Genomic DNA, 12,821 nt, shown 5'->3' on the forward strand with positions numbered 1-12,821 from the left:
TGAGCCGTTGTCCAGCCATCGGCCCCCAAGATGTCGACTTTCCGTATCAAATGGGCCTCATTACGCTCGGCTCATGTCCGACACCACGCGTCCACGCACCGGCCCGCTGCCGTCCACGCTGTCGGCCGAGCTGACCGCGCGAGTGCCGCAATTGCTGGAGGCCATGCGGTCCGTCGGCAGTGGACTCGAACTGCACTCCACGCTGGACCGGATCTGCGAGACCGCGGCCGAGCTGACGGACGCCCGCTATGCGGCCATCGGCGTCGTCGACGAGGACGGGCGCGGTTTGGCCGACTTCGTCCACCACGGCGTCGACGAGGCGGCCGCCCGCCGTATCGGACGCCAGCCGGACGGGCACCGGGGCCTGCTCGGCGCACTCATCCGGGACCCGGAGCCGGTACGCCTGGCGGATCTCACGACCGACCCGCGCTCCTGCGGGTTTCCGGAGCACCACCCGCCGATGCGTGGCTTCCTGGGCCTGCCGATCCGGGTGCAGGGGGAGATCTTCGGGAACCTGTATCTGACGGAGAAGCGCGGCGGCGAGCCGTTCAACGACCACGACCTCGACATGGTCCGGGTGCTGGCCACGGAGGCCGGGATCGCCATCGGCAACGCCCGGCTGTACGAGGCGGCCAAGCAGCGCGAGCGCTGGATCGACGGGTCGGTCGCCGTCACCACCGCCCTGTTGTCGGGCGGCGACACCGACGACGCCCTCCAGGTCGTCGCCGAGCAGGCCCGTGGGCTGTCGGGGGCGACGGCCGGGATCGTGCTGCTGCCCGCGGACGAGGGCGGCCTGGAGATCGCCGCCGTGGCCGGGGACGAGCCGTCGGCGATGCTGGGCACCGTCGTCCCGCCGGAGAGCGGCATCGTCGCCGAACTTCTCGACGGACAGGCGGTGTTTCTGGAGGACGCGGCCGGTGACCCCCGCGTGATCACCACGCTGGCGCACGGCTACGGGCCCACCATGATGGTGCCCCTGCACAGCGACGGCCGGATCCTGGGCGCCCTCGTCACACCCCGGGCGCGGGGGGAGCGGCCGTTCACGGAGACCGAGCGCACCCTGGCGGTCCAGTTCGCCGCGCAGGCCGCGCTCGCGCTGATGATGGCGGATGCGCAGCGCGACCGGGAACGGCTCGCGGTCTACGAGGACCGCGACCGCATCGCCCGTGACCTGCACGATCTCGTCATCCAACGGCTGTTCGCCACCGGGATGATGCTGGAGGGCGCGCAGCGCGGAGCGGTCGAGCCCGAGGTGCGCGACGGCGTCGGCAACGCCGTCGACGAACTCGACGTCACCATCCAGGAGATCCGTACCGCGATCTTCGCGCTCCAGCAGGGGCCCGCCGAAGCGCCCGCGGGACTGCGCACGCGGGTGCTACGAGAGATCAACACGGCCACCGTGCCGCTCGGCTTCAAGCCCACGCACCGCTTCGTCGGTCCGGTCGACGCCCGGGTCGGCGACCTCATCGGCAAGAACCTCATCGCGGCCCTGCGCGAGACCCTCTCCAACGCCTTCCGGCACGCCCACGCGGCACGCATCGATGTCGTCGTCGACGCCACCGTGACCCTGCCGGACGGGCGCGAGGGCGTCCGCCTGACCGTCGCGGACGACGGTGTCGGCATCCCGGAGGGCGGCCGGCGCAGCGGCCTGAAGAACCTCAGGCGGCGTGCGGAGTCCCTCGGCGGCGCCAGCCGGCACGGGCCGGGCATCGGGGAGGACGGGGGCGGCACGACGGTGGTGTGGGAGGCCCCGCTGGAGCAGTGAGAGCAGTGGGACGGCATGACGTCCCGTCTTCCCGCATCCCCACGGCGTCCGTTCAGTCGTACGACCGACCCGTCCGAGCTCCACTGTCCCCCGGCCGTACGACTTCAACAGGACCGCCCGCGCGGGGCCGGGTCAGGATCGCTGGCATGCGACCGTCCCGCCGTCATCCCCTGCTCGTTCCGGCGCTGCTGTGCGCGCTCGCCGTGCTGGCAGCCCGTCCGACCGACGCCACGGAGAAGAAGGCGAGCGACGGCGGCGGCGCGGACCCGGGGCTCAACGCGCAGGTGGTGCGGCTGTACGAGGACGCGGCGCGGGCGACCCAGCAGTACGAGGCGGGGCGGCTGGAGGCGGAGACGCAGCGGGCGACGGCACAGCGGTTGGAGGGGCTGCTCGACCGGGAACGCAGGGACATCTCGGTCCTGCACGAGGACCTGGGCCGGATCGCGCGCGCCCAGTACCGCAACGGCGGCGACCTCCCGCTCACCGCGCAGATCATCCTCGCCCGCAGTCCCGATCAGCTGATGCGCGGTCAGCAGGTGTTCTCCCAGACGAACCTGGCCGTGAACAACGCCATCGAGAAGAGCCGGCGGGCCGAGGCGAAGCTCGCGGGGGACGAGGCGAAGGCCGCGGCGGCGTGGCGGACGCTGGAGAAGCGGAACGTCGAACTCGCCGGGCTGAAGCGGGGCATCGAGCAGCAGCTCGAAGAGGCGCGCGGGCAGTTGCAGGGCCAGGCGGACGCGTCGGTCGCGGCGGGTGCGTGTCGGGGTGCCGTCCGGCTGGACCAGCCGGCGGTGCAGGTCACGGGCGCGTGGGTCGCGCCGGTGGAGACGTACGAGCTGTCCGCGGGCTTCGGCAGCGGCGGTTCGCGGTGGGCCAACCGGCACACCGGGCAGGACTTCGCGGTGCCGATCGGCACGCCCGTGCGGGCGGTCGGCGCGGGGCGCGTGGTGCAGGTGTCCTGCGGGGGAGCCTTCGGCATCGAGATCGTGATCGAGCACGCGGGCGGCTACTACACGCAGTACGCCCATCTCGCCGCCGTCACCGTCGACCAGGGCGACCGGGTGACGCCGGGGCAGTGGATCGGCCAGTCCGGCACCACCGGCAACTCCACCGGCCCGCACCTGCACTTCGAGGTGCGGGTCACCCCGGAACTGGGCTCGGGCGTGGACCCGGTGCCGTGGCTGGCGGCACGCGGCGTGCTCCTCGGCTAGGAGAGGCTCTCGCGCTGGGCCACCAGCTGCTCGATGACGACCGCCACGCCGTCCTCGTTGTTGTCGACCGTCCGACCGGAGGCCGCGGCGAGCACGTCGGGGTGCGCGTTGCCCATCGCGTACGACCGGCCCGCCCAGGTCAGCATCTCGACGTCGTTGGGCATGTCACCGAAGGCGACGACCTCCTCGTGCGAGATGCCGCGCTCGGCACAGCACAGGGCGAGGGTGCTGGCCTTGGAGACGCCCGGTCCGCTGATCTCCAGCAGGGCGCTGGGGCTGGAGCGGGTGACGTTGGCGATGTCACCGATAGCGAGACGGGCCAGGGTGAGGAAGGCGTCCGGGTCGAGCGTGGGATGGAACGCGAGGATCTTCAGGACCGGCTCACCGGCGCCGGGCCCGCCCGCCGCCAGCAGCTTCTCGGCCGGCTGGAGCTCGTCCGGGATCTCCATGTGCAGCTTCGGATAGTCCGGCTCCTGGTGGAAGCCGTACGTCTGCTCCACCGCGTACACCGTGCCGGGCGCCGCGTCCCGCAGCAGGCGTACGGCGTCCAGCGCGTTCTCCCTGGCCAGCTCGCGCACCTTCACGAACCGGTGGGCGTCGGTGCCACCGTGCAGATCGACGACCGCGGCGCCGTTTCCGCAGATGGCGAGGCCGTGGCCGTGGACGTGGTCGCTGACGACGTTCATCCAGCGGGCGGGCCGACCGGTGACGAAGAAGACCTCGATGCCCGCCTCCTCGGCGGCGGCGAGGGCCGCGACCGTTCGCGGGGAGACGGACTTGTCGTCGCGCAGCAGGGTGCCGTCGAGGTCGGTGGCTATCAGGCGCGGCGGGACGGCGGCGGCCGGGGTCTCGGGCTGTCGAGTCGCTGAAGTCACCCGGCCATTCTCCCGCATATGCCCGCACGGTCGTGCAGGAGCCCGCACAGGTGAGTGATTACAGCCTCCCACCTGCCCCCTCACCCACCGTGGTCTCAGCGCAGCTGCGCCGGGGCCTCCATGGCGATCTGCTCGAAGACCTTCTCGTCGGCGGCGAAGTCCGAGTCGGGGATGGGCCAGTGGATCACGATCTCGGTGAAGCCCAGCTCCCGGTGGCGTCCCGCGAAGTCCACGAACGCGTCGAGCGACTCCAGCGGACGGGCGCGGTCCGGGGTGAACCCGGTGAGCAGGATCTTGTCGAGTTCCTTCGTGTCCCGCCCGATTTCGGCGCACGCGTCGGCCAGCTTCTCGACCTGTCCGCGAATGGCTTGAATCGACTGTTCAGGAGTGCCGTTCTCGTACAGCTTGGGGTCGCCGGTGGTCACCCACGCCTGTCCGTGGCGGGCGGCGAGGCGGAGCCCGCGCGGGCCGGTGGCGGCCACCGCGAAGGGCAGCCGGGGCCGCTGGACGCACCCCGGGATGTTGCGGGCCTCGTGCGCCGCGTAGAAGTCGCCCTCGTACGACACCGAGTCCTCGGTCAGCAGGCGGCCCAGCAGCGGCACGAACTCCGCGAACCGGTCGGCGCGCTCCCGCGGCGTCCACAGTTCCTGGCCGAGCGCGGTGGCGTCGAAGCCGGTGCCGCCCGCACCGATGCCGAGCGTGATCCGACCGTCGGAGATGTCGTCCAGGGAGATGAGCTCCTTGGCGAGGGTCACCGGATGCCGGAAGTTCGGCGAGGTCACCAGCGTGCCCAGACGCAGCCGGTCGGTGACGGCCGCGGCGGCGGTCAGCGTCGGCACGGCACCGAACCACGGGCCGTCGCGGAAGGTCCGCCAGGACAGGTGGTCGTAGGTGTACCCGGTGTGGAAGCCGAGCTGCTCCGCCCGCTGCCATGCCCCACGGCCCCCTTCCGACCAGCGGCGGTACGGGAGGATCACGGTGCTCAGACGCAGACTCATGTTTCGAGCGTATGCGGCCGGACGGGTTTCACGTGAAACAGTGACCCACGGTCACGGTCTCACCGGCTCCCGGTCAGCGTGCGCGGCCGCTCAGCCACGGGCTCAGGCCGACCAGGATGAACTCCTTGTGCACCCGGTCGCCCGGCAGCGGCACCATCAGGAAGTTCCCCGGCGGGAAGCGGCGCGTCTTGACCCAGGCGTGGCCCTCGTAGACGGAACGCAGGAAGGCGGGGACGTCGTCGCGGGCGACGTCGGGACATTCGACGCCGTCGACGGTGATCAGCGCGTCGTCGTCCGCGTAGAGCCGCACATCCACCCGGGGCCGGCCGCCGAGCTCGACGTAGGCCTCGTGGGGCAGGGAGCCGTCGGGGTCCGCGGTGACGCCGACGCCCGCGGCTGTGCGGCGCGAGGTCTGGTCGGCGCCGATGTCATGGGTCACCTCGATCGCGAGGGCGTACTCGGCGGCGAGTGCGCGAAGGGCGGTGACGGCGGCCTCGGTGGTGGGGAGGTGGTCCATGGCGCCGATCATGCCGTTCCTGCCTTCGGGGCGTGGTGGAAGGGGGCGGCATGAGCTCACGGGCTCAGTGCGACCAGAGGGGGTCAGTGCGACTCGGGGAAGCGCAGATACCGCGGCGGTACGGCCTCGGTCAGCCAGACGCCGTTCGCGCTGACGTGGAAGACATGGCCGTCGCGGTCCATGGCGCCGGCGTCCACCGAGAGGACGACGGGGCGGCCACGGCGGGCGCCCACCCGGGTCGCGGTCTCGCGGTCCGCCGAGAGGTGCACGGCATGCCGGTTCATGGGCCGCAGGCCCTCGGCGCGGATCGCGTCCAGGCTGCGGGCCACGGTGCCGTGGTAGAGGTACGGCGGTGGCGTCGCGGGAGGCAGGCCGAGGTCCACGTCGACGCTGTGGCCCTGGCTGGCGCGGATGCGGGTGCCTTCGACGGCGAAGCGCTTCTTGTCGTTGGCGGCGACCACGTGGTCCATCTCTTCCCGGGTGAAGCGGAACCCGTGCGCCGCCGCCGCGGCGATCAGCGTGTCGATCTCGACCCAGCCGGCCTCGTCGAGCGTGAGCCCGATGCGCTCCGGCTGATGGCGCAGGTGCTTCGAGAGGTACTTCGACACCTTCACGGTGCGTCGTTCGTCCATGTCCCTCAGCGTGACGGGCGAGACGTGAATCACGCGAATGATTTTGCCTCGGATGTTTGGTCCACAACCAAGTCTAGTTATCCACAGGCTAGTTGGCGGTTCTGTGGACAACTCCCGGTGATGTCAGCCCTCTTCGTCAAGATCACTTGGGGGCCCGCCCCTTGACGTGAGCGCGTCCAACGCTCGCGCGCGCACCTCCCGTTCAGCCGCCAGCGCCACGAACTCCGCGACTCGCTCCACGCCAACCAGCCCCTCCACAGCCCGCATTGTCTCCTCGGGCAGCGACACGGAGCGTGCCGCGGACGGCTGCGCAGGACGCTCTCCCGCACCGAGGTGCTGCCGCAGATGGCGCACCGCCAACAGCCGCATCGCCCGTGCGAGTTCGGCGTCCACCGTCTGCTGCGCGAGCGGTCTGAGCCGGCGTACGAGCGTGGCCGCCTCGGCCGCTTCCGCGTCCGTCGGGCGGTGCGGCCCGTCGAGGTAGCGCGCGAAGACGTGCTCGGTGGTGAACTCCAGGAAACGGGCGGCGATGTGCTCGACCTGGCCCCTCAACTCCCTTAGATGAGCAGAGATCGCGGACAGCGGAACCCCCGCGGCATACAACTCGACGGCGACCGCCAGCTCTTGAGGGCTCGGCACGAGGAAGGAGTCCTCGTCGCCGGGCACCGGCTCCAGCACGCCGAGTTCCACGGCCTCGGCGACCGCCGCGGCGTCCGGGCTGCCGCCGAACCGCTCGTCCAGCTCGGCGCGCGAGATCCGTACCGCCTCCTCGTCGCTCCACGGCCCGTCGACCTCGGCGACCAGCCCGAGCACCCCGCCGAGCCCGCGTCCGGCGTCCCAGGCCTCCAGCAGCTCCTTGATGGAGGCCAGGGTGTAGCCGCGGTCGAGGAGCCCGGCGATCTGGTGGAGACGGGCGAGATGGGCGTCGGAGTAGAGGTTGGCGCGGCCGTGCCGCTCGGGGCGGGGGAGCAGGCCGCGGTCCTGGTAGGCGCGGATGGTGCGGACGGTGGCGCCGCTGAGGTGGGCGAGGTCCTCGATGCGGTACGCGGGACCGGCACTCACCGGACCGCCCCTGCCGTCCGTGCCCACCGCGGAACCGCGTTCGGTCTGCCGGGTGGCCGACGTGCAGGCGCGGTCGGCCAGGTGGCGAATCTCCTGGGAGAGCCAACTACCGGGCTCACAGCGGTGGTTCCAGTCGCGCGATCGCCCGCAGGGCGCGCGGCGTGAAGCGGGACATGAGGTGGGCGCCGCGTGCCTCCGGTGTCACCGGCACGACCGCCTCGTTGCGCACGACCGCCCGCAGGATCGCGTCGGCGACCTTCTCCGGCGGGTAGTTCCGCAGCCCGTACAGCCGCGCCGTCCTCTTCTGGCGCCGCTTCTCCTCCGCGCCGTCGACGCCGGCGAACCGGGCGGTCGAGGTGATGTTGGTGTTCACGAAACCGGGGCAGATCGCGCTGACGCCGATGTCCTGACCGGCCAGTTCGGCGCGCAGGCACTCGCTGAGCATCAGCACCGCCGCCTTGGAGGTGCTGTAGGCGGGCAGCGCCTTGGAGGGCTGGTACGCCGCCGCCGACGCGGTGTTGACGATGTGGCCGCCCTGTCCGCGCTCGGCCATCTGCTTCCCGAACAGCCGGCAGCCGTGGATGACGCCCCAGAGGTTCACGTCGAGGACCTTCTTCCAGTCCTCCGGGGTGGTGTCGAAGAAGGAGCCCGACAGACCGATCCCGGCGTTGTTGACCAAGACGTCCACCACCCCGTACTCGGCGGCGACCCTGTCGGCGAGCTTCTCCATGGCCTGTTCGTCGGAGACGTCGACGGTCTCGGCCCAGGCTTCGGGCGCCCCCAGCAGGCGGGACATCTCGGCGGTACGGGCCGCGCCCTCCGTGTCCCGGTCGACGGCGATCACGCGCGCGCCGGACTCGGCGAACGCGTACGCCGTCGCCCGACCGATGCCGCTGCCCGCTCCGGTGACCAGCACCAGCCGGCCGCCGAACCGGTCGGCGTACTTGCCGTTCGGCGCGGTGACGGTCCTGCCGCCCTCGTTGACGGTCACGAACTCTCCGATCCAGGCTGCCAGTTGGTCGGGCCGGGACCGGGGTATCCAGTGCCGGGCCGGGAGGGTGCGCCGCGTCAACTGCGGAACCCACTGCTCCAGTTCGTCGTAGAGCCGCTCGGACAGGAACGCGTCGCCGAGTGGCGTGATGAGCTGCACGGGCGCGTGCGCGTAGGCGTCGGCGCGGGGGTGGCGCAGCCGGGCCCGTACGTTGTCCCGGTACAGCCAGGCTCCGTGCGCCGCGTCCGTGGGGAGGGACGAGGTGGGGTAGCCGTCCCCGGGGACCCGTTCGAACCGCTCCAGGAGGCGTGGCCACACCTTGCCGAGCGGGCCGCGCCAGGCCAGTTCCGGCAGTGCGGGTGTGTGCAGCGCGTACACGTACCAGGACTTGGCGCCCTGGCCGAGGAGCTGGCCGACGCGGCGCGGGGTGGGGCGCCTGAGGCGGGTGTTGATCCAGTGTCCGAAGTGGTCGAGGGACGGGCCGGACATCGAGGTGAAGGACGCGATCCGGCCCTCGGTGCGCGCGACCGTGGCGAACTCCCAGGACTGCACCGAGCCCCAGTCGTGCCCGACCAGATGCACCGGCCGGTCCGGGCTGACCGCGTCGGCCACGGCGAGGAAGTCGTCCGTGAGCTTCTCCAGGGTGAAGCCGCCCCGCAGCGGCCGCGGAGCGCTGGAGCGGCCATGGCCCCGGACGTCGTAGAGCACGACGTGGAAGCGGTCGGCGAGACGGGCGGCGACCTGGGCCCACACCTCCTTGCTGTCCGGGTAGCCGTGCACGAGGACCACGGTCGGTTGCCCGGGCTCGCCGAGCTCGGCGACGCACAGTTCGACGCCGCCGGTCCGCACCCGGCGCTCACGCGCGTTCTCCAACATGCTCACTTCGCCTCCGCCCAGCGCCGCACATGCGGCAGGTCGTCGTCCAGCCAGAAGGCGCTCTCCACGGGATCCTTGGAGTCGGTGACCACCAGGATCTCCTCGAACTTCGCGCCCGTGCCCCGGAATCCGAGATGGGGTTCGACCGCCCACAGGCCCGGCTGCGGCGGGTGGTCGGAGAAGCGGTACGGCGACCACAGCGGGGACCAGCCCTCGCGGTGGCCGTGCAGCGCGTCGGCCGCGAGGCCTTTCAGCGACTGGGTTCCGAACCCGAAGAGCTTCGGTGACCAGCGGCGCTCCTTCACCCGGTCCACCTTGTGGGCGATCACGCCGAAGGGGTAGGCGCGGTGCCGGTTCGCGTAGCCCTGGCGGACCATGAGTCGGTCCACGTCCTCGTAGATCGCGCGCAGCGGGCGCCGCTCGCGCACCTCGCGCAGGATCAGCTCGCGGTGTGCCTCCAGGTCGTCCATCAGCTTGTCCTGCACGGGGTTCAGACCGAGCGAGCCCGAGTAGCCGATGTCCGCGGTGAAGCCGTCGTGGACCGGGGCCATGTCGAGGATGAACGGCATCCCGGGCTCCAGGCGCCGGTCGGTGGGGAAGAACTGGAGCGGGAGACGGAAGTTCACGAACGCCGTGCGGTCCCCGAACCAGGCGAAGGGGAGATGGAACCAGTCCCGCACCCCGCGCTCGCGCAGCCACTCGCGCTGCATCCGCGCCGCCTCGCGCTCGGTCACCCCGGGCTCCAGCCGCGCCGCCACGGCCTCGGCGCACTCGTACGCCAGCCGCTGCACCCTTCTGAATCCGCGCAGTTCCGCGGCCCGTTCGCCTGCCACTGCCGTCGTCATGCCACCCCGTCCCACCCAGTCCACGCCGACTGCGCTACGTGCTCGTAACTTGACACCGCCGAATGTGACAGTTGTTAGAGGCTGCGTCAATAGGAGGGTCGGGCCTGTGGAAAACACCGACGCCACCCGTCGGCCCGGACCCTTCCGTAACTCTCAGGCATGGCATCCCCTACGGGCCCGTACATCTGGAGGCTGACCCGAAGACAGCTCTGCGGTGTGACGACCGAAGTGGCGCGGGTCACTACTGTCGAAGACGTGACTGTGATCGCGACCGAAAGCCTGAGCAAGCGGTTCCCCCGGGTGACCGCGCTTGACCGGCTCTCCGTGGACGTCGGACCGGGTGTGACCGGACTCGTCGGAGCCAACGGAGCCGGCAAGTCCACACTGATCAAGATCCTGCTGGGTCTGTCCCCCGCCACCGAGGGCCGCGCCGAAGTGCTCGGCCTCGACGTCGCCACCAAGGGCGGCGCCATCCGCGAGCGCGTGGGCTACATGCCGGAGCACGACTGTCTGCCGCCCGACGTCTCGGCCACCGAGTTCGTCGTCCACATGGCGCGCATGTCCGGCCTGCCCCCGACCGCCGCCCGCGAGCGCACCGCCGACACCCTGCGCCACGTCGGGCTGTACGAGGAGCGCTACCGCCCCATCGGCGGCTACTCGACCGGCATGAAGCAGCGCGTGAAGCTCGCCCAGGCCCTCGTCCACGACCCGCAACTGGTCTTCCTGGACGAGCCGACCAACGGCCTCGACCCGGTCGGCCGCGACGACATGCTCGCCCTCATCCGGCGCATCCACACCGACTTCGGCATCTCGGTCCTGGTCACCTCGCACCTCCTGGGCGAACTGGAACGCACCTGCGACCACGTGGTCGTCATCGACGGCGGCAAGCTCCTGCGCTCCAGCTCCACCACCGACTTCACCCAGACCACCACCACCCTCGCGATCGAGGTCACCGACACCGACGAGCACCCGGACGGCACCCGCGCGGTGCGCGAGGCGCTCCACGCGCGCGGGGTGAGCGTAGAGGCCGGCAGCGGCCTGCCCGGCGCCGGCCACATCCTGCTGCTCACCGCACAGGGCGAGGAGACCTACGACGTCGTACGGGACGTCGTCGCCGACCTCGGCCTCGGCCTGGTCCGCATGGAGCAGCGCCGCCACCACATCTCGGAGGTCTTCCAGGACGACCAGGAGACCGAGGAACAGCAGCGGAAGGAGGCCGTCGGCCATGGCAGCTGAACACCCGGTCACCGCCCCCGCGGGCGACCAGACCCGCATCCACAACATCGGCTACCGCGCCTACGACGGCCCCCGGCTCGGCCGCTCCTACGCGACCCGCTCGCTCTATTCGCAGTCCCTGCGCGGCGCCTACGGCCTCGGCCGCTCGGTCAAGTCCAAGGTGCTGCCGATGCTGCTGTTCGCCGTGATGTGCGTGCCCGCGGCCATCATGGTGGCCGTCGCGGTCGCCACCAAGGCCAACGACCTGCCCGTCGACTACACGCGCTACGCGATCATCATGCAGTCCGTGATCTGCCTGTACGTCGCCTCGCAGGCACCCCAGTCCGTCTCCCGCGACCTGCGCTTCAAGACCGTTCCGCTGTACTTCTCGCGGCCCATCGAGACCGCCGACTACGTCCGCGCGAAGTACGCGGCCCTGGCCTCGGCCATGTTCATCCTGACCGCGGCTCCCCTGCTCGTCCTGTACGTGGGCGCGCTGCTGGCCAAGCTGGACTTCACCGACCAGACCAAGGGATTCGCGCAGGGACTCGTCTCCGTGGCACTGCTGTCGCTGCTGTTCGCCGGCATCGGCCTGGTCATCGCCGCGGTCACCCCACGACGCGGCTTCGGCATCGCGGCCGTCATCGCCGTCTTCACCATCTCCTACGGCGCCGTCACCACCCTCCAGGCCATCGCCGACGCCCAGGGGAGCACCTCCGCCATCCCGTGGATGGGCCTCTTCTCGCCGGTCACCCTCATCGACGGCGTCCAGACCGCCTTCCTCGGCGCGACCGCCTCGCTGCCGGGCGGCCACGGCCCCTCGAACGGCCAGGGCGTGGTCTACGTCCTCGTCACCCTCGGTCTGATCGCCGCGAGCTACGGCCTGATGATGCGCCGCTACAAGAAGGTGGGACTGTGACCACGCTCTCCATCGACCACGTCTCACGCTGGTTCGGCAACGTGGTCGCCGTCAACGACGTCACCATGACGATCGGCCCCGGCGTCACCGGCCTCCTCGGCCCGAACGGCGCAGGGAAGTCCACCCTGATCAACATGATGGGCGGCTTCCTCGCCCCCTCCACCGGCACCGTCACCCTCGACGGCGAGCAGGTGTGGCGCAACGAAGCGATCTACCAGCACATCGGCATCGTCCCCGAGCGCGAGGCGATGTACGACTTCCTCACCGGCCGCGAATTCGTCGTCGCCAACGCCGAGTTGCACGGCCTGGGCGCCAAGGCCGCCCAGAAGGCGCTCGCGACGGTCGAGATGGAGTACGCGCAGGACCGCAAGATCCAGACGTACTCCAAGGGCATGCGCCAGCGCGTGAAGATGGCGTCCGCCCTGGTCCACGACCCCTCGCTGCTCCTCCTCGACGAGCCCTTCAACGGCATGGACCCGCGCCAGCGCATGCAGCTCATGGACCTGCTGCGCCGCATGGGCGACGAGGGACGCACGGTTCTGTTCTCCTCTCACATCCTCGAAGAGGTCGAGCAACTCGCCTGGCACATCGAGGTCGTGGTCGCGGGGAGGCACGCGGCCAGCGGCGACTTCCGCAAGATCCGCCGCCTGATGACCGACCGCCCGCACCGCTACCTGGTGCGCTCCAGCGACGACCGCGCCCTCGCGGCCGCCCTGATCGCCGACCCGTCCACGTCCGGCATCGAAGTCGACCTGGCGGAAGGCGCGTTGCGCATCCAGGCCGTCGACTTCGGCCGTTTCACCGGCCTGTTGCCGAAGGTCGCCCGCGACCACGGCATCCGGCTGCTGACGGTCTCGCCGTCCGACGAGTCCCTCGAGTCCGTGTTCTCTTACCTGGTCGCGGCGTAGGAGGCCG

At 71.2% G+C, this 12,821-nt stretch carries 12 protein-coding genes; 5 read left to right on the plus strand and 7 right to left on the minus strand.

Features of this window, described 5'->3' with window-relative positions:
* The first annotated feature begins 73 nt into the window (after positions 1 to 73).
* Positions 74 to 1,765, plus strand: coding sequence for a GAF domain-containing sensor histidine kinase (locus ACIHIX_RS11995; RefSeq protein ID WP_399953451.1), 1,692 nt, complete (start codon positions 74 to 76; stop codon positions 1,763 to 1,765).
* A 146-nt stretch (positions 1,766 to 1,911) separates the two neighbouring features.
* Positions 1,912 to 2,976 (plus strand): M23 family metallopeptidase, encoded by a 1,065-nt coding sequence (locus ACIHIX_RS12000; protein WP_399953453.1) that lies wholly within the window; start codon positions 1,912 to 1,914, stop codon positions 2,974 to 2,976.
* Here the strand turns inward: ACIHIX_RS12000 and ACIHIX_RS12005 are convergent.
* The 7 genes from ACIHIX_RS12005 to ACIHIX_RS12035 form a co-directional block, all read right to left on the minus strand.
* Positions 2,973 to 3,869, minus strand: a complete 897-nt coding sequence (locus tag ACIHIX_RS12005) for a Cof-type HAD-IIB family hydrolase (RefSeq protein WP_399953456.1) — start codon at positions 3,867 to 3,869, stop codon at positions 2,973 to 2,975. The genes ACIHIX_RS12000 and ACIHIX_RS12005 overlap by 4 nt on opposite strands.
* 77 nt (positions 3,870 to 3,946) lie before the next feature.
* Entirely contained in the window at positions 3,947 to 4,849 is a 903-nt protein-coding gene (locus ACIHIX_RS12010; RefSeq protein ID WP_399953459.1) for an LLM class flavin-dependent oxidoreductase, read from the minus strand.
* Positions 4,850 to 4,922: 73 nt separating this feature from the next.
* The gene (locus ACIHIX_RS12015) at positions 4,923 to 5,366 is read right to left on the minus strand and encodes a hypothetical protein (protein WP_399953462.1); all 444 of its coding nucleotides are present in this window, start codon (positions 5,364 to 5,366) and stop codon (positions 4,923 to 4,925) included.
* Between the two features lie 83 nt (positions 5,367 to 5,449).
* Positions 5,450 to 5,998, minus strand: a complete 549-nt coding sequence (locus ACIHIX_RS12020) for an RNA 2'-phosphotransferase (protein ID WP_399953464.1) — start codon at positions 5,996 to 5,998, stop codon at positions 5,450 to 5,452.
* A 123-nt stretch (positions 5,999 to 6,121) separates the two neighbouring features.
* Positions 6,122 to 7,060: a MerR family transcriptional regulator gene (locus ACIHIX_RS12025; protein WP_399953466.1), complete on the minus strand. Its 939-nt coding sequence runs from the start codon at positions 7,058 to 7,060 to the stop codon at positions 6,122 to 6,124.
* A gap of 115 nt (positions 7,061 to 7,175) precedes the next feature.
* Entirely contained in the window at positions 7,176 to 8,927 is a 1,752-nt protein-coding gene (locus ACIHIX_RS12030; protein WP_399953798.1) for an SDR family oxidoreductase, read from the minus strand.
* 2 nt (positions 8,928 to 8,929) lie between these two features.
* Complete coding sequence (locus ACIHIX_RS12035; RefSeq protein ID WP_399953469.1) at positions 8,930 to 9,772, minus strand: M24 family metallopeptidase; 843 nt, start codon at positions 9,770 to 9,772, stop codon at positions 8,930 to 8,932.
* A gap of 261 nt (positions 9,773 to 10,033) precedes the next feature.
* Here ACIHIX_RS12035 and ACIHIX_RS12040 point away from each other — a divergent pair, with 261 nt between their 5' ends.
* From ACIHIX_RS12040 to ACIHIX_RS12050, 3 genes are read left to right on the plus strand one after another with little or no spacing between them, the layout of a single operon-like run.
* Positions 10,034 to 11,008: an ABC transporter ATP-binding protein gene (locus ACIHIX_RS12040; RefSeq protein ID WP_399953801.1), complete on the plus strand. Its 975-nt coding sequence runs from the start codon at positions 10,034 to 10,036 to the stop codon at positions 11,006 to 11,008.
* A complete protein-coding gene (locus ACIHIX_RS12045; protein WP_399953472.1) occupies positions 10,998 to 11,906 on the plus strand; it encodes an ABC transporter permease subunit in 909 nt (302 codons plus the stop codon). The genes ACIHIX_RS12040 and ACIHIX_RS12045 overlap by 11 nt, the downstream gene beginning before the upstream one ends.
* Positions 11,903 to 12,814, plus strand: coding sequence for an ABC transporter ATP-binding protein (locus tag ACIHIX_RS12050; protein WP_399953474.1), 912 nt, complete (start codon positions 11,903 to 11,905; stop codon positions 12,812 to 12,814). Before ACIHIX_RS12045 ends, ACIHIX_RS12050 begins: the two co-directional genes overlap by 4 nt.
* Positions 12,815 to 12,821 lie beyond the last annotated feature (7 nt).

The organism is Streptomyces sp. NPDC051913 (assembly GCF_044593635.1).
Taxonomy (GTDB): Bacteria; Actinomycetota; Actinomycetes; order Streptomycetales; family Streptomycetaceae; genus Streptomyces.